Below are 16213 nucleotides of genomic sequence, written 5' to 3'. Positions count from 1 at the left end.
GGGGTGGTCGGTCGATGGGCGCGTGTGTGGAGCCGGTGGCAGCCCCACCCCCCAGACGCCGCCTGCGTCTGGGCGCCGCGCTCTGCCTGGTCCTGGCCGCGTTCGTGCTCCTCGCCGGTGCCGCTCCCGCTCCCGCAGCCGGCCTGGCAACGAGCCTCGCCGGCGAGGGGTGCCTGGGGGCCCGGGTCGGCCATTCCCGTCTGCTGGTCGGGGAGATCACGACCTTTGACGGATGCGGGTTCGGGCCCGGGACGGCTGTCGAGGTCGCCTCCGGCGGTCGGGTGCTGCGGGCGGTGACGGCAGACGGGGCTGGACGGGTTTCGGCACAGATCTCCTTCGCGTCGCCGGGCGTCAAGCTGATCACTGCCCGTGGCGTGGGTGCGCCGCCCGCCCTGGTCACCGGAAGTCCGCCCGCGCTTCCGGCGGGCGTCTCGCCAGGCCTCACCCCGGTGGGGGGTTCGGGTCACGCCGGCCCAGGCTCCGCGGGTGTCGGCCCGGCGGGCCCTCCCGGCCTCGCCCCTGTCTCCGGGCCGGGCGCGGGACTGGTGCAGGTGGTGCCACCGGAAACTCCGCCGGCGCTGGCCTCGCCGCGCACGCTGTCCGCGACGGTGCTCGTGATCGGGCTGACCGATGGCGCCGATACCGCCGATGCCGCCGCCACTGGTGGCCGTGCTGGTGCCGGTGCCCTCGGCGGTGCCGGTGCCGGTGGCGACAGCGGGGCCCGGGACGGCGCCTGGCCGCCCCCGCAGTCCAGCGGGCTGACCCCGACCGATGTTCTGGCGCTGCTCGCGTTGCTGCAGAGCCAGGCGAACCAGCGGGGCTCCGCCGTCGTGAGCGGCACGGGAATGCCCGGCCTGGGGACGGACCTCGCGCTGGGCGACCTGCTCGGGGCTGAGGAGGAGGCCACCGAGGAGGCCACCGAGGAGGAGGCCGTGGCAGGGGAGTCGGTGCCGGTCGCACAACCGCCTGGGCCGGTGGCGGCGGCCGGTGCCGGCGCGGTTGCCGGTGCGGGGACCGGGCAGCCCGCCGTCACCGCCGACCCCGGCGGCGAGCTTCCGCTGACCGGCGTCTCGGGGACCGCCCTGACGCTGCTCGCCGGCGGGCTGCTCGCCGGTGGGTTCTGGTGGCTGCGCCGTCGCCGCGAGTTCTACGTGCGGCAGTTCGCGGGCGGGCCGGCCATGCCGTGGGGCCCGCCGGGGCCGGCGGGCTGGTGGCTCGGCGGCTGGCCGGGCTGGCAGGGAATGCCGGGCTGGCAGGGAATGCCGGGCTGGCCGGGGTCGCAGGCCGGGTCCTGGCCCGGTCCTCCCGGCAGACCTGACGGTCACGGCCCGCAGGACGGGCCGACGGTGAGCGGACCCGACTCCTCATGGTGGTGGCCAGCTGACCCTGGCCCGCCCGGTGGACGCCAGGCTGCGCCGAGCGGCTCCGATGTGTCCTGACCGCGTCTGACGCGTGTGATCACGGTTGCTCACCGGTCCCTGGCACCATCCAGGATGCCCCAGGAGCACGGGACGTCCATTATCGCTCTATGCACGCGGATGAAACGAATCTGGCCGGGGTGGAGGGCTCCGTTCTGCCAGCCTCGGACCGGCCCACGGTCGGGCCGGTCTGCCCGTTCACGGTCGAGCGGCCTGCCTCGCTCCAGCGCTGGGAGCGGCTGACGTTCGTGCACTGGCCGTTCGAGCCCGACCGGGTGCGCGCACTGCTGCCGCCGGAGCTGGAGGTCGATGTCTTCGACGGTCGTGCCTGGGTCAGCCTGGTGCCCTTCAGCATGCGGGTGGCGACCGGTCGCGGCTGGTCGGTTCCCTGGGCGTCGACGTTTCCGGAGACGAACGTCCGGACGTATGTCGTGGACCGCCTGGGCCGGCGGGGCGTCTGGTTCTTCTCCCTCGACGCGGCCCGGCTCGGCGCCGTCCTGGTGGCTCGGAGCGGTTACCGGTTGCCCTATCTGTGGTCCGCGATGACGCTCTCCGGAGCTGACGGGCTGCCCGCGGAGTCCGGGCCCCGGCTCGGGCCAGGGCCGGGACCGGGCGAGGTCCGGTACGGGAGCCGTCGCCGCTGGCCCGGCCCGCGAGGTGCGTCCTGCCAGCTGCGGGTGCGGATCGGTGTCGCCTACCGCGATGACGAGCTGGGCCCGCTGGACCATTTCCTCACCGCCCGCTGGCGGCTGTACAGCGCGACCGGGCTGGCCCACCGGGCGATCCGGGCCAGCCACGACCCGTGGCCGCTGTACCGGGCGCAGGTGGCGGAGTTCGATGACGGGCTGCTGCGGGCGGCCGGGCTCACCCCGCCGCCGGGCGACCCGCTCGCGCACTACTCGCCGGGCGTCGACGTCAGGATCGGCCGCCCGGAGCAGTACCTGTTGTGATGTGCCCACAGGCCCACAGGCCCACAGGCCCTGGGCCCTGGGCCCTGGGCCCACAGGTCAAGGCCGCCCGTACGGCGGACGGCTGTTCCGCCCGCTACGGCAGCTTCCGCGCGATCGTCAGCCCGTCCGCGACGGGGAGGACGACGACCTGCACGCGGGCGTCGACGGCGAGCGCCGCGTTGAAGCCGCGCATCGTGACGACACTGGGGCTGTCCTCCTCGTCCTCCTCGTCCAGCACCCGCCCGGACTGCAGCACGTTGTCCACGATGATCAGCCCGTTGGTGTTCATCCGGGGGAGCAGCAGTTCGAAGTAGGCCGGGTACGACTGCTTGTCGGCGTCGATGAAGGCCAGGTCGAAGGTGGGCTCCTCGGGCAGCGCCGCCAGTGACTCGGCGGCCGGCCCCAGGCGCAGCTCGACCCGGTCACTGACCCCGGCCCGCTCCCAGTAACGACGGGCGACGGACGTCCACTCGTCGCTGACGTCGAGGCACAGCAGGTGCCCGCCCGGCGGCAGGCCGCGGGCCACGCACAGCGACGAGTACCCGGTGAACGTCCCGATCTCGATCGCCCGGGACGGCGCGAGCGCCGCGGTCAGGATCGTCAGGAGCGCGCCCTGCTCGGCGGGGATCTGCATGCGCCCGGCATCGCCGAGCGCCGCCGTCTCGGCGGCGAGGTCGACCAGGATGCCGTCTGGCGGCGAACCGTGGGCGACCAGGTAGCCCCGCAGGCCCGGCGGCAGGAAGCCCGACTTGCCTGAGTCGGTGTTCCCGCTGGTCGGGGCGACGTCCGCACTGTCAGTCACCTGCCGAGGTTATCGGACCTGATCTGCCGCCGGCGTCAGCTCACCGGTCGGTCGACGCGGCTGCCGAGGCGGTGTCGAAGCCGATCCGTTCTTCGGGGAAAATCTGCCGGATCAGACGCATTGTCGTGTCGTGTTGTGGTATTCCCGAAGAATTCCACTCCTCGGACCGGCGGCCGGGCCGATACGCTCATGGGCGTGCTCAGAAGGCTCGATCTGCGTTCCACGACTCCCAGCGCCGCGGAGGTCCGCCGGCTGTTCCCGCGGGCAGCCGTCGATGTCGACGTGGCGATCGAAGCGGTCCGCCCCGTCTGCGACGACGTCCGCGACCGCGGTGACGCGGCCGTTCTCGACGCGGCCGAACGGTTCGACCGGGTGCGCCCCGCGGGCCTGCGGGTGCCGGCCGAGGTCCTCGCCGCGGCGCTCGCCGAGCTCGACCCGGCGGTCCGCGACGCGCTGACCGAGGCGATCCGGCGGGCCAGGCTGGTCCATCGCGCGCAGCTGCGGGAACCGGTCGCCGTCGAGGTCGCTCCGGGCACGACGGTCACCGAGAGGTGGATTCCGGTCGAGCGGGTCGGCCTCTACGTGCCGGGCGGGCGGGTCGCCTACCCCAGCAGTGTGGTCATGAACGTGGTCCCGGCCCAGGAGGCCGGAGTGGGGTCGCTGGCCGTCGCCTCTCCGCCGCAGGTAGACAACGGCGGGCTGCCGCACCCGGTCGTGCTGGCCGCCTGCGCGCTGCTCGGCGTCGGCGAGGTCTACGCGGCCGGGGGCGCCCAGGCCGTGGCGATGTTCGCCCACGGCACCGAGAGCTGCCCGCCGGTCGATGTGGTCACCGGCCCGGGCAACGTCTACGTGACGGCGGCGAAGCGCCTGCTCCGCGGCATCGTCGGGGTCGACGCCGAGGCAGGGCCGACCGAGGTCGCCATCCTCGCCGATGGTTCGGCCCGGGCTGACTTCGTCGCCGCCGACCTGATCGCCCAGGCGGAGCACGATCCGATGGCGGCGTGCCTGCTGGTCACGACGTCGGTCGAGCTTGCCGACACGGTGGACGTCGAGCTCGACAAGCAGGTACCCGTCACCCGGCACCGCGACCGGGTGGCCGAGGCTCTGGCCGGCCAGGGCGGGGTGGCGCTGGTCGCCGACCTTGACGCCGGCCTGGCCGTCGTCGACGCATGGGCCGCGGAGCACCTGGAGATCCAGACGGTGGACGCCGCGGCGGTCGCCGCCCGGGTGCGGAACGCGGGTGCGATCTTCGTGGGGCCGTACGCGCCGGTGCCGCTGGGTGACTATCTGGCCGGTTCCAACCACGTCCTGCCGACCGGTGGCACGGCGCGGCACTCCGGTGGTCTTGCCGTGTCCGCGTTCCAGCGCCAGGTTCACGTCGTGGAGTGCACGGACGAGGCGCTCGCCGACATCGCGCCGCGCATTGCCGCGCTCGGTGGCGCCGAGGATCTGATCGGGCACGTCGATGCGGTGGAGGTTCGGGCGCGATGACCAGCAGCACCAACGCGGCGGGAGGCGCCGCCGCCGGCGCGGTCGTCGCCGGTGGCGAACGTGCCGCCCGGCGGGTCGTCACACTGGACGACCTGCCCCTGCGTGATGACCTGCGTGGGCTGTCGCCCTACGGGGCGCCGCAGATCGACGTCCCGGTGCGGCTGAACACGAACGAGAACCCGCACCCGCCGTCGCCCGGGCTCGTCGACGCCCTGGGCAAGGCCGCGACGCTGGCCGCGACCGAGGCGAACCGCTACCCGGACCGCGAGGCCGAGGCGCTGCGCGCCGACCTGGCCTACTACCTGACCCCGGATGCCGGCTTCGGGGTGACGGCCGCCCAGGTCTGGGCCGCCAACGGGTCGAACGAGATCATCCAGCAGCTGTGCCAGGTCTTCGGCGGGCCGGGGCGCAACGCCGTCGGCTTCGAGCCGTCCTACTCGATGCACCGGCTGATCGCACTGGCCACGGCCACCGGCTGGGTCGCCGAGCAGCGGGCGGCGGACTTCACCCTCAGCGCAGACCAGGTCGCCGGCGCGATCCGCCGGCACCGCCCGGCGCTGCTGTTCCTGTGCTCACCGAACAACCCCACTGCCACCGCGATCGACCTGGACGTCATCACCGCCGCCTGTGAGGCGATGGGCGAGGTCGGCTCGGGCGTGGTGGTGGTCGACGAGGCCTACGGGGAGTTCCGCCGTGCCGGTGTGCACAGCGCCCTCACCCTGCTGCCGGCGCAGCCCCGGCTGGTGGTCACCCGCACGATGAGCAAGGCGTTCGCGCTCGCGGGTGCCCGGGTCGGGTACCTGGCGGCGCACCCGGCGGTCGTCGACGCGCTGCAGCTGGTGCGGCTGCCCTACCATCTCTCCTCGTTCACCCAGGCGGTCGCGCGTACCGCGCTGGCGCACGCCGACGAGCTGCTCGGCACCGTCGACGCGGTCAAGGCCCAGCGTGACCTGCTGGTACGGTCCCTGCCGGAGCTGGGCTGCGAGGTGGCGCCGAGCGACGCGAACTTCGTCCTGTTCGGCCGGTTCACCGACCAGCACGCCGTGTGGCAGGGCCTGCTCGACGCCGGCGTGCTCGTGCGGGATCTCGGCCTCGACGGCTGGCTGCGGGTCACCGCCGGGCTGCCGGCCGAGACAGACGCCTTCCTCGCCGCACTGCGCGCGGTGCTCGCCGACCGCCCGTCCCTGCTGCGCCCAGCACCGGCGAGCCCGCCGGTCGGCTGAGCGAACACCGACCCCGAAACCGTCCCGCAGACCCGACAGCAGACCCGACAGAAGCCGCAAGGGACCCGCATGGCACGCACCGCCCGGATCGAGCGCAGCACCAAGGAATCGCACGTTCTCATCGAGCTCGACCTCGACGGGACGGGCCGGGCGTCGTCCGAGACCGGCGTCCCGTTCTTCGATCACATGATGGAGCAGCTCGGCAAGCACGGCGGTTTCGACCTCACCGTGCGGACCAAGGGCGACCTGCACATCGACGCCCATCACACGGTCGAGGACACGTCCATCGGCTTCGGGGCGGCGCTGCGGGAGGCTCTCGGCGACAAGGCCGGGATCCGGCGCTTCGGGGACGCGACCGTGCCGCTTGACGAGGCGCTCGTGCAGTCCGCGGTGGACCTGTCCGGCCGGCCCTACTGCGTCCACGTCGAACCGGAGCTGGTCGGGCTGATCGGCACCTACGACACGACCCTCACCCGGCACGTCTTCGAGTCGATCACCGCCTCGGCGCGGATCGCGCTGCACGTGCGGGTGCTGTCCGGGCGCAACGCGCACCACGTCGTCGAGGCCCAGTTCAAGTCCGTCGCCCGCGCGATGCGTGACGCGGTGGCCCTCGACGCCCGGGTGGCCGGCGTCCCGTCCACCAAGGGTGTGCTGTGAGCGGCGGGCAGCCGAACGTCGTCGTTCTCGACTACGGCTCGGGGAACCTGCGGTCGGCCGAGCGGGCCGTCGCCCGCCTCGGTGCCCAGGTGACCGTGACGGCTGATCTCGACGCCGCGCGGGCCGCGGACGGCCTCGTCGTTCCCGGCGTGGGCGCCTTCGCGGCCTGCATGGCCGGCCTGACGGCGGTCGGTGGCGGGGCCGTCGTGCGCGAGCGGCTCGCGGCCGGGCGGCCTGTCCTCGGGATCTGCGTCGGCATGCAGATCCTCTACGAGCTCGGCGACGAGCACGGGGTGCGGACGGAGGGCCTCGGCGTGCTCGCCGGCAGCGTGGAGCGGCTGTCCGCGCCCGTCCTGCCGCACATGGGCTGGAACGTCGTCGCGCCGCCCCCCGCGTCCGTCCTGTTCGCGGGGGTCGAGGCCGGCACGCGTTTCTACTTCGTGCACTCCTACGCCGCCCGGCCGCGGCCCGGGGACACTGTCGCCGAGCACGGCGAGGCCTTCGCCGCGGCGGTCGAGCGTGGGCCGCTGACGGCCACCCAGTTCCACCCGGAGAAGTCCGGTGACGCCGGTGCCCACGTCCTGGAGAACTGGCTGCGCACCCTGAACTGACCGCACGCCACCTCCTGCCGCCGGCTCCCTCCTGCGGCGGTCTACCCGACTCTCGGCGCCGGGAGGCGGTCGGTCGTGTAGAGGCGCGCGACGATGTCCTCGATCGCCGGCTCGCCGACGGTCAGGTCCACCAGCGGATAGCGGGCCGCCACCTCGCTGACCAGCGGTGCCGCGCTCGTGTCGGCCGGGAACTGCAGCCACTGCCGAGTCCCTTCCACGCGCACGACCTCGGCTCCCTCCACAGCCATCGCCGGCATCGGCACGGCCAGGTCGACCCGCAGCGTCCGCACGCCGCCGATGCGCGCCCGCAGCGCGGCCAGCTCACCGTCGAAGCCGAGCCGGCCGTGGTCGATGACCATCACCCGGCGGCAGAGCTGCTCGACGTCGCCCATGTCGTGGGTTGTCAGCAGGATCGTCGTCCCCTGCTCGCGGTTCGTCCGCTCCAGGAACGAACGGACAGCAGCCTTGGAGACCACGTCCAGACCGATCGTCGGTTCGTCCAGGTAGACGACCTCGGGGTTGGGGAGGAAGGCCGCGGTGATGGTCCCGCGCATCCGCTGCCCCAGCGAGAGCTGGCGCACCGGGGTGTCGATGAACGGCCCCAGGTCCAGCAGGTCGACGAACTCGTCGAGGTTCCGGCGGTACCGCTCGGACGGGATCCGGTAGATACGGCGGACCAGTTCGAAGCTGTCGCGGAGTGGGAGGTCGTACCACAGCGCCGAGCGCTGGCCGAACACGACGCCGATGCGCCGGGCGAGCCGCAGCCGCTGCCGGGACGGATCGAGCCCGGCCACCCGCAACCGCCCGCCGGACGGGGTGAGAATGCCGACCAGCATCTTGATCGTGGTGCTCTTGCCTGCCCCGTTCGGCCCGAGGTAGCCCACCATCTCGCCGGCCCGCACGGTGAACGACAGGTCCGAGACGGCGTGCAGGACAGATCTCTCCCGGCGCATCCAGCCGGTGCGCCGCCGCAGCACGAACGCCCGGGTGACGTTCTGGACGTCGATCGCGATGTCGCTGTCAGGCATCGGCTCAGCCCCCCACGCCGCGGTAGTGACGGATCCCCGACCGCCACGCCGTCGCGGCGGCGGCGGCGCAGACGACGGCGACGGGCAGCGAGAGGAAGCGGGTGAACGCCGGCAGGCCGAACGGGTCCGGCCGGTCGAGGACGAACAGCGCCGGCTGCCAGTTCACGAAGGCGATCGGGAGGACCACGGTCATCAGCAGGGCGGCGCGGCGCCCGTAGACCGTGAGCGGGTACTGCGTCGCCAGTGCCGAGCCCTGCCGGACGGCGCTGACCGCGAGGCTCGAGTCCGGCGCGACGAACAGTACGGCCGCGATGCCGACAGCGAGACTGATACTGATCAGCGTCCCGCAGGCGATCATCGCGGGGAGCAGCGCGACGCGGGCCGGGGTCCAGTCGACGTCCAGTGCGGCGACACTGACCGCGAGAACGGCGACCGGCTGGACGATCCGGCTGAGGCGCTGCGGCGAGAAGTCCATCGTCGCGCACTGCACGAGCACGCTGACCGGGCGGATGAGTACCGCGTCCATCCTGCCCTCCTTGATGTGCCAGCCGAGCTGGTCGAGCGGGCCGGCCATGGCCTCGGCGAGGGCGAACGCCAGCGCGGACGTCCCGTAGAGGAACGCGACCTCGGCCAACGAGAAGCCGTCGAGGTCCGACAGGTGGGCGAAGATGATGCTGATCGTGGCGAGGTCCAGAGCCGCGCCCGCCATTTCCACCAGGGTGTACAGCACCAGCGAGACGCGGTACTGCGCGGCCGAGCGGAACGCCGCGCCGACCAGCAGCAGGTAGCTGCCGGCCTCCGTGCGCAGCAGCCCGACCCGCTCGCCGACCCGCTGGCCGGCCCGCCCGCCGGTCCGTTCGGCAGTCCGTTGGTTCATCGGCCCTCATCCACCCTGTACGACGAGGCGGCGCAGGCCCGCGGTCGTCAGCGCCCTGGCGGCGAGCAGCAGGAGTGCGGCCCAGACGGCCTGGAACGCGAGCGCGCGCAGGGCCCCGCCGTCGGCCGTGCCGAGGTAGAGATCCATCGGGACCTGCACCACGGCGCCGAACGGCGCCAGCCCGGCGATCGTGCCGAGCGGCCCGGGAAACAGGGCGAGGGGGAGCACCGCCCCGGAGAAGAACATCATCACCAGTGCGGAGACCGCCTGCACGCCCCGGGCGTCCGTCATCCAGAACGCACTGAGACCCACCAGATAACGCAGCCCGAAACTGACGAGCAGGGCGAGGCCGAGGCTCACCCCGAAGGCGGCGCAGGCGCCGGCCGACGCGGGGCGGCGCAGATCGAACAGGAACGCGCCGACGACGGCGGCCGGCACCGCCCGACTGGCGAAGTAGACCGCGGCCCGGCCCACCTCCAGCCCGAGCCACCAGCGCTGGAAGCCCACCGGGCGGACCAGGTCGACCTCGATCGACCCGTTCCGGATCCGCCAGGGCATGTCGATCATGCCGCCGAACACGGCGAAGGTCGTCACCAGCGACTGCCCGATCACGGTGAAGGTGATGGCGGCCGTGCTGTCGTAGCCGGCGAGGTCGGGCCGCTCCGCCCAGACGGCAAGCGCCACGTGCCCGCGCAGCACGATCAGGATGATGCTCGACAGGATGGACGCCGCGACCGTCGCGCGGTAACAGAGCAACCGGCGCGCGGCGGCTGCCGCGACCGCGCACCACATACGCGCGCAGCCGACCGCGCCGGCTCCGAACGGGCGCGCGGGCGCCGCGACCGGACTCGCCAGGTCGGAGATCACCACAGCCAACCTGGGGCCCGCGAGTCCGGCACACCGGCGATTCTGGTCAACGGATCGGTGGGGCGGCCAGGTGTTCGCGGGGGAGACCACGGCCGGCCCCGCCGGCGGACCCGTAGGGTGGTCACGTGACGCTGACGCTGCTACCCGCGGTGGACGTGGCTGACGGCCAGGCCGTCCGCCTGGTCCAGGGCGAGGCCGGATCCGAGACCTCCTACGGCGACCCCCGCGAGGCGGCGCTGACCTGGCAGCGCGACGGCGCCGAGTGGATCCACCTCGTCGACCTCGACGCCGCCTTCGGTCGCGGCTCCAACCGCGACCTGATCGCCGAGGTCGTGCGCTCCGTCGACGTGGCCGTCGAGCTCTCCGGCGGCATCCGCGACGACGAGACGCTCGATGCCGCGCTGGCGACCGGCGCCGCCCGGGTCAACATCGGCACCGCCGCGCTGGAGAACCCGGACTGGGTCCGCGCGGCCATCGACCGGGTCGGCGACCGGATCGCCGTCGGCCTCGACGTGCGCGGCACCACCCTCTCCGCCCGCGGCTGGACGCGCGACGGCGGCGAGCTGTTCGAGGTGCTCGCCCGGCTCGACGCCGACGGCTGCGCCCGCTACGTCGTCACCGACGTGCGCCGCGACGGGACGCTGACCGGTCCCAACGTCGAGCTGCTGCGGTCGGTGACCGCCGCGACGAACCGCCCGGTGGTCGCCAGCGGCGGAGTCTCCTCGCTGGCGGACCTGAGCGCGATCGCCGCGGTCCCCGGTGTCGAGGGCGCCATCATCGGCAAGGCGCTGTACGCCGGCGCGTTCACACTGCCCGAGGCGCTGGCCGTGGCGGCGCGGGAACCCGCGGTTCCGGGCACGCCGTGACGGTCGCCGTCCGGGTGATCCCCTGCCTCGACGTCGACGGCGGCCGGGTGGTCAAGGGCGTGAACTTCACCGATCTCCGGGATGCCGGTGACCCGGTGGAGATGGCCCGTCTCTACGACGCCGAAGGCGCCGACGAGCTGACCTTCCTGGACATCACCGCGTCCAGCGGCAACCGGGAGACCACCTACGACATCGTCCGGCGCACCGCCGAGCAGGTCTTCATCCCGCTGACCGTCGGCGGGGGAGTGCGCGCCGTCGAGGACGTCGACCGTCTCCTGCGCGCCGGGGCCGACAAGGTCGGGATCAACACGGCCGCGGTGGCCCGCCCCGAGCTCGTGCGTGAGTGCGCGCTGCAGTTCGGCAGCCAGTGCATCGTGCTGTCGGTCGACGCCCGGCGCTCCAGCGAGCCTGGTGGCCCGTTGTTCGAGGTGACCACGCACGGCGGCCGCCGCGGCACCGGTATCGACGCGGTGGAGTGGGCCGCCCGCGCCGTCGAGCTGGGCGCCGGCGAGATCCTGCTGAACTCGATGGACGCCGACGGCACCCAGGATGGCTACGACCTGCAGATGATCAGCGCGGTCCGTGCGGTGGTGGACGTCCCGGTGATCGCCAGCGGCGGCGCGGGGAAACTCGACCACTTCGCCCCCGCCGTCGGCGCCGGCGCGGACGCCGTGCTCGCCGCCAGCGTCTTCCACTTCGGCCGGATGCGGATCTCCGAGGTGAAGGAGCGCCTGCGGGACGCGGCCATCCCGGTGCGCTGACGTCCTGACGTCCTGGCGTCCTGGCGTTCTGGCGTGCCGGCCTCCTCGCGTGCCGGCCCCGGCGCGCTGGCCCCGCTGGCCCCGCCGCTGCCGGCCCGAGCCTGCCGCTGATCGCCTGTAGCTGATGCCGCCGGGGGGGCCGGAGGGCCCAGGAAGCTGCCCGCGAACACCAACGGAACATCGGTTGTCCAGCAGCGGTCAGCTCGCCGATCGTGGCGGTCAGGGTCCGGCCACCGGGCCAGTATGACGGCGCGTACCGGCGCCGGCACGAGCACCGCGGCTCACCGGCCGCAGGCCTGATCCCTGACCCGTCCTCACCGGTGAGCGGGACTTTTGCGCTGGTCGGCCGTGTTGTTGGACGGGCCGGGGCCGTCGCGTCCCACAGCGGTAGTGATCCGGTAGCGATGGTGAGACGGAGGAGCAGCATTGCCCGGTGAACCCGCATCCAGCCTGGTGCCCGGTCAGGGGGCACCGATCGCCGCCACCACCGCCGACGGGCGGCCTCCCCGTCGCGCGACGCGCTCCGCCGAGGTGTCCGAGGTGACCCCGGGGACGGCCCCGAACGCACCCGGGGGCGCCGCGGCCGAAGGCTCCTCGGCCGAGGGCACGTCGGCAGCGGGAGCCCAGGACGGAGTGATCCGGCGCGGGCTGGGCGTCCTCGCGATCGCGGTACGCGAGGAGCCGCGGATCTTCGTTGCGGCGGTGGCCGGAAGCTCGCTCTACGCCCTCGCGACAGTGGCGAGCTCGCTCGCCCTGGGCGAGATCACCGAGCGGGTGATCGTGCCGAGCATCCGGAACGAGCACGCCGACTGGAGCACCGTCCTCGCGGTCGGGGCGATCATGGTCGGGATCGGGCTCGCGCGAGCCTGCGGGCTGTTCTTCCGGCGGCTGGTCTCCGGCATGATGCAGTACCGGCTCCAGGCCACCTACCGGCGCCGCGTCACCCGCCAGTACCTCCACCTGCCGCTGGCCTGGCACCAGCGGCACCCGACCGGCTCGCTGCTGTCGAACGCGAACGCGGACGTCGAGGCCACCTGGGCGCCGATCGCCCCGCTGCCCTTCGCGGTCGGTGTGCTGGTGATGCTGGCCGCCGCGCTCGTCCTGCTGATCCTCACCGATCCGCTTCTCGCCCTGGTGGGCTGTGTCGTGTTCCCCGCCTTCGGGGTGGTGAACATCGTCTACGGCCGCTGGGTGTCACCGCTGTACGGCCGGGTCCAGCGGCTGCGTGGCGAGGTCAGCGCGGTCGCCCACGAGTCGTTCGACGGAGCGCTCGTTGTCAAGACCCTCGGCCGGGAGGCCGGCGAGACGGAGCGCTTCACCGGCAAGGCCCACGAGCTGCGGGACGCGATGGTTCGCGCCGGCCGGATCCGTGGCCTGTTCGACCCGGTCATGGAGGCGCTGCCCAACCTGGGCGTTCTCACGGTGATCCTGGTTGGCGCGGTGCGCATCGACAACGGCTCCCTCACGGTGGGGGAGCTGGTGCGGGTCGCCTACCTGTTCACCCTGCTCGCCTTCCCGATCAGATCGATCGGATGGGTCTTCGGTGAGCTTCCGAGGTCCGTCGTCGGCTATGAGCGGGTGGCGGCGGTGCTTGCGGCCCGCGGTGGGCTCAGCCACGGGACGGCCGCCCTGCACGGGACCGACCCGGCCACACTGCGTGTCACCGGCGTGGGCTATGCCTATCCGCAGCCGGCAGCGGCGCCGGTCCTGCCCGCGGGACCCGAGGCGCTTGCCACCGACCTGCTCCCCGCCGAGCCCGCCACCGACGCGTCGTCCGTCGACGCGGCCGACGCCTCCGCTGCCGCCTCCCTCTCCGCTTCAGCGGCCGATGCCGATGCCGACGCGGCCGCCGCCGCCGGCGTCGATCGGCAGGCGCTGGCCGCGGTCACCTTCGAGGTGCGTCCCGGCCGGGTGGTGGCGCTGACCGGCCGCACCGGAGCCGGCAAGTCGACTCTGGTCAACCTGCTGGCCCGGCTCGTCGACCCCGACGCCGGCACGGTCCGCGTTGACGGCACGGACCTGCGCGACCTCGCCGCCGGCGAGGTGGCCCGCGCGGTCGCGCTCGTCCCCCAACAGACCTTCCTGTTCGACGACACCGTGCGCGCGAACGTCACCCTGGGGCTTGACCTGGGCGACGACGAGGTGTGGGAGGCACTGCGGCGGGCCCAGGCAGACCGGTTCGTCCGCACCCTTCCCGGCGGCCTCGACACTCGCGTCGGAGAGCGGGGCACCACGCTCTCCGGCGGTCAGCGGCAGCGGATCGGCCTGGCCCGTGCGCTGGTACGCCAGCCGCGGATGCTCATCCTGGACGACGCGACATCCAGCGTCGACCCGCGGATAGAGGCGTCCATCCTCGCCGACCTGCGGCAGCGGGCAGGGGCGTCCACCGTCGTGATAGTCGCCTACCGCCGTTCGACGGTCGAGCTCGCCGACGAGGTCGTGTTCCTCGCCGATGGCCGGGTCGCCGCCCAGGGAACCCACGCCGAACTGCTGGCCCGCTCGCCTGGCTATGCCGAGCTGCTCACTGCCTACGACGGCGCCGCGCAGGCGCGCGCGGCCGCGCTGGCGGCGATGCCCGCCCCGGCTGTCCTGCCCACTCCGGCTGTCCCGCCAGCACCCGCCCAGACGGCGGGTCCCGCATCGCCCGCGGCCGCTGTCCCGGTGGACGGAACGGTGCCGGCGCAGCCGCCGGACCTGGCCGTGGATCCGGCGGCGGAGCCGGCCCCGCTCGCCAACCACCGCGTGCCGGCGGTGGACAAGGACGGGGTCCGATGAGCGACGGCCTGGTGGCGACTGCCGGCCGCCTGCGCCGGCTGGTGCCGGAACTGACCGCCGGTATCCTCGGGACGCTCGCGCTGGCCGCCCTCGCCACCGTCGGCAAGGTGGTCATTCCGGTGGTCATCCAGCAGACGCTCGACCGCGGTGTGGGGGACGACGGCGCCGACCTCGGCCTCGTCGGCACATCCGTCGCTGTCGCGGCCGTCGCGATCCTGGTCACCGGTTTCGCGGCGTTCTGGATGAACGTGCGGCTCTACCGGATCTCGGAGAGCGCGCTGGCCACACTGCGGATCCGCGCGTTCCGCCATGTCCACGACCTGTCGATGCTGAGCCAGTCCGAGCAGCGGCGCGGGTCGTTGACCTCGCGGGTCACCAGCGACGTCGACACGATGTCGCAGTTCCTGCAGTTCGGCGGCGTGATGCTGATCGTCGCGTCGGGGCAGATGCTGATCGCCACGATCCTGATGTTCGTCTACTCCTGGCAGCTCGCCCTGCTCGTGTATGCCTTCTTCATCCCGCTGGTCCTGGCCACCCACCGCTTCCAGCGGCGGCTGGCCCGCCGGTACGGCGTGGTCCGCGAGCGGGTCGGTGACATGCTCGGCGCGATCGCCGAGTCGGTGGTCGGCGCCCAGGTCGTGCGGGCCTACGGATCGCAGGGCCGCACCGCCCACCGCATCGACACCACGGTGGAGAACTACCGCTCCGCGCAGACCGGCGCGCAGACGCTGGTGGCCGGGGTGTTCGCGGGCGTCGAGGGCGTCGCGGCGCTGACCACGGCGGCGGTGGTCGTGGTGGGCGTGCTGCTCGGTGTCGACGGTTCGCTGACCACCGGTCAGCTGGTGGCGTTCCTGTTCCTGCTCACCCTGTTCATCATGCCGATCCAGTCGTTGACCGAGGTGCTCAACGACGGTTCCAACGCCTTCGCCGGGCTTCGTCGTGTCCTCGACGTCCTGGACACCCCCACGGACATCCGTGACCCGGCCGCGGACGGCGCGGGCCGCGCACTGCCCGCCGGCCCGCTCGGTGTCCGCTTCGACCAGGTCGGCTTCGCCTACCCCGGCGGCCCGCCGGTCCTGCACGAGGTCACCCTCGACCTCGCGCCGCGCAGCAGGGTGGCCGTCGTCGGCGAGACCGGCTCCGGCAAGACGACCCTGGCCAAGCTGCTGACCCGCCTCATGGACCCGAGCAGCGGAACAGTGCTGATCGGCGGTGTCCCTCTCTCCGAGGTGCGCTTCGACTCGCTGCGTCGCCGCGTGGTCATGGTGCCGCAGGACGGCTTCCTGTTCGACCTCACCATCGCGGACAACGCCCGCTACGGGCGGCCCGACGCCACCGATGCGCAGATCGAGGCGGCATTCGTGGAGCTGGGGCTCGGGGACTGGCTCGCCGGCCTGCCCGCCGGGATCCGCACACCGGTCGGCGAACGCGGAGAGCTGCTCTCCGCCGGCGAACGACAGCTCGTCGCGCTGGCCCGCGCCCAGCTGGCCGACCCCGACCTGCTCGTCCTCGACGAGGCGACCTCCGCCGTCGATCCCGCGACCGAGGTGCGGATCGCCGCGGCGCTCCTCGCACTGACCCGGCACCGGACCTCGGTCACGATCGCGCACCGGCTGTCGACCGCCGAGGCGGCTGACGACGTGATCGTGATGGACGCCGGCCGGGTGGTCCAGCGCGGGGCGCATGCCGATCTCGTCGCCGTCCCCGGCGTCTACCGGCGCCTGCACGAATCCTGGGCCGCCGGAGTCGCGGCCAGCTGACCGCTGCCGGACCGCGCGTGCCGCCCACGCGCGGCGGCGCGCGCGGGCGGTGTGACGGGTGCCCGGCCGACGGCCGGCCGCGTCTGCGGCCGGCCGGTGCCGGCGGGGACATGGCTGGCCGGGCCGC

14 protein-coding genes are annotated in these 16213 nt (G+C 73.5%); 10 read left to right on the top strand and 4 right to left on the bottom strand.

What is annotated here, in order from left to right; genetic code table 11:
• Nucleotides 1–35: 35 nt before the first annotated feature.
• Both AB1460_RS03665 and AB1460_RS03660 read left to right on the top strand, forming a co-directional pair.
• Nucleotides 36–1439 (top strand): LPXTG cell wall anchor domain-containing protein, encoded by a 1404-nt coding sequence (locus AB1460_RS03665; protein WP_368959132.1) that lies wholly within the window; start codon nt 36–38, stop codon nt 1437–1439.
• Nucleotides 1440–1528: 89 nt separating this feature from the next.
• Entirely contained in the window at nt 1529–2368 is an 840-nt protein-coding gene (locus tag AB1460_RS03660; RefSeq protein ID WP_368959131.1) for a YqjF family protein, read from the top strand.
• A gap of 94 nt (nt 2369–2462) precedes the next feature.
• On the opposite strand, the gene AB1460_RS03655 is transcribed toward AB1460_RS03660, so the two are convergent.
• Nucleotides 2463–3170 (bottom strand): O-methyltransferase, encoded by a 708-nt coding sequence (locus AB1460_RS03655; protein WP_368959130.1) that lies wholly within the window; start codon nt 3168–3170, stop codon nt 2463–2465.
• Between the two features lie 189 nt (nt 3171–3359).
• Between AB1460_RS03655 and hisD the strand changes: the two genes are divergently transcribed.
• The 4 genes from hisD (at nt 3360) to hisH (ending at nt 7152) form a co-directional block, all read left to right on the top strand.
• A complete protein-coding gene (gene hisD / locus AB1460_RS03650; protein ID WP_368959129.1) occupies nt 3360–4661 on the top strand; it encodes a histidinol dehydrogenase in 1302 nt (433 codons plus the stop codon).
• Entirely contained in the window at nt 4658–5884 is a 1227-nt protein-coding gene (locus AB1460_RS03645; protein WP_368959128.1) for a histidinol-phosphate transaminase, read from the top strand. The genes hisD and AB1460_RS03645 overlap by 4 nt, the downstream gene beginning before the upstream one ends.
• A gap of 69 nt (nt 5885–5953) precedes the next feature.
• Entirely contained in the window at nt 5954–6541 is a 588-nt protein-coding gene (hisB, locus tag AB1460_RS03640; RefSeq protein ID WP_368959127.1) for an imidazoleglycerol-phosphate dehydratase HisB, read from the top strand.
• Nucleotides 6538–7152: an imidazole glycerol phosphate synthase subunit HisH gene (gene hisH / locus AB1460_RS03635; RefSeq protein WP_368959126.1), complete on the top strand. Its 615-nt coding sequence runs from the start codon at nt 6538–6540 to the stop codon at nt 7150–7152. Before hisB ends, hisH begins: the two co-directional genes overlap by 4 nt.
• A 41-nt stretch (nt 7153–7193) precedes the next feature.
• Here hisH and AB1460_RS03630 read toward each other — a convergent pair whose 3' ends face one another.
• The 3 genes from AB1460_RS03630 to AB1460_RS03620 are packed head-to-tail and all read right to left on the bottom strand — an operon-like array spanning nt 7194 to nt 9927.
• Nucleotides 7194–8180, bottom strand: coding sequence for an ABC transporter ATP-binding protein (locus AB1460_RS03630; RefSeq protein ID WP_368959125.1), 987 nt, complete (start codon nt 8178–8180; stop codon nt 7194–7196).
• A gap of 4 nt (nt 8181–8184) precedes the next feature.
• Complete coding sequence (locus AB1460_RS03625) at nt 8185–9057, bottom strand: ABC transporter permease (RefSeq protein WP_368959124.1); 873 nt, start codon at nt 9055–9057, stop codon at nt 8185–8187.
• Nucleotides 9058–9063: 6 nt separating this feature from the next.
• The gene (locus AB1460_RS03620) at nt 9064–9927 is read right to left on the bottom strand and encodes an ABC transporter permease (protein ID WP_420497183.1); all 864 of its coding nucleotides are present in this window, start codon (nt 9925–9927) and stop codon (nt 9064–9066) included.
• A gap of 122 nt (nt 9928–10049) precedes the next feature.
• Here AB1460_RS03620 and priA point away from each other — a divergent pair, with 122 nt between their 5' ends.
• The 4 genes from priA (at nt 10050) to AB1460_RS03600 (ending at nt 16086) form a co-directional block, all read left to right on the top strand.
• Nucleotides 10050–10790: a bifunctional 1-(5-phosphoribosyl)-5-((5-phosphoribosylamino)methylideneamino)imidazole-4-carboxamide isomerase/phosphoribosylanthranilate isomerase PriA gene (gene priA / locus AB1460_RS03615; RefSeq protein ID WP_018638175.1), complete on the top strand. Its 741-nt coding sequence runs from the start codon at nt 10050–10052 to the stop codon at nt 10788–10790.
• On the top strand, nt 10787–11551 hold the full coding sequence (hisF, locus tag AB1460_RS03610; protein ID WP_071081964.1) for an imidazole glycerol phosphate synthase subunit HisF: 765 nt from the start codon (nt 10787–10789) through the stop codon (nt 11549–11551). The genes priA and hisF overlap by 4 nt, the downstream gene beginning before the upstream one ends.
• A gap of 426 nt (nt 11552–11977) precedes the next feature.
• Nucleotides 11978–14326: an ABC transporter ATP-binding protein gene (locus tag AB1460_RS03605; RefSeq protein WP_420497182.1), complete on the top strand. Its 2349-nt coding sequence runs from the start codon at nt 11978–11980 to the stop codon at nt 14324–14326.
• Nucleotides 14323–16086, top strand: coding sequence for an ABC transporter ATP-binding protein (locus AB1460_RS03600; RefSeq protein WP_368959122.1), 1764 nt, complete (start codon nt 14323–14325; stop codon nt 16084–16086). The genes AB1460_RS03605 and AB1460_RS03600 overlap by 4 nt, the downstream gene beginning before the upstream one ends.
• Nucleotides 16087–16213 lie beyond the last annotated feature (127 nt).

This window comes from Parafrankia sp. FMc2, assembly GCF_041008525.1.
Taxonomy (GTDB): Bacteria; Actinomycetota; Actinomycetes; order Frankiales; family Frankiaceae; genus Parafrankia.
This window is presented reverse-complemented; position numbering and strand designations above follow the sequence as displayed.

Excerpts from the sequence above, each read along its gene's own strand:
- AB1460_RS03660 (WP_368959131.1), top strand. The coding sequence starts at position 1,529 with ATGCACGCGGATGAAACGAATCTGGCCGGGGTGGAGGGCTCCGTTCTG.
- hisD (WP_368959129.1), top strand. The coding sequence starts at position 3,360 with ATGGGCGTGCTCAGAAGGCTCGATCTGCGTTCCACGACTCCCAGCGCC.
- AB1460_RS03645 (WP_368959128.1), top strand. The coding sequence starts at position 4,658 with ATGACCAGCAGCACCAACGCGGCGGGAGGCGCCGCCGCCGGCGCGGTC.
- hisB (WP_368959127.1), top strand. The coding sequence starts at position 5,954 with ATGGCACGCACCGCCCGGATCGAGCGCAGCACCAAGGAATCGCACGTT.
- AB1460_RS03630 (WP_368959125.1), bottom strand. The coding sequence starts at position 8,180 with ATGCCTGACAGCGACATCGCGATCGACGTCCAGAACGTCACCCGGGCG.
- AB1460_RS03625 (WP_368959124.1), bottom strand. The coding sequence starts at position 9,057 with ATGAACCAACGGACTGCCGAACGGACCGGCGGGCGGGCCGGCCAGCGG.
- AB1460_RS03600 (WP_368959122.1), top strand. The coding sequence starts at position 14,323 with ATGAGCGACGGCCTGGTGGCGACTGCCGGCCGCCTGCGCCGGCTGGTG.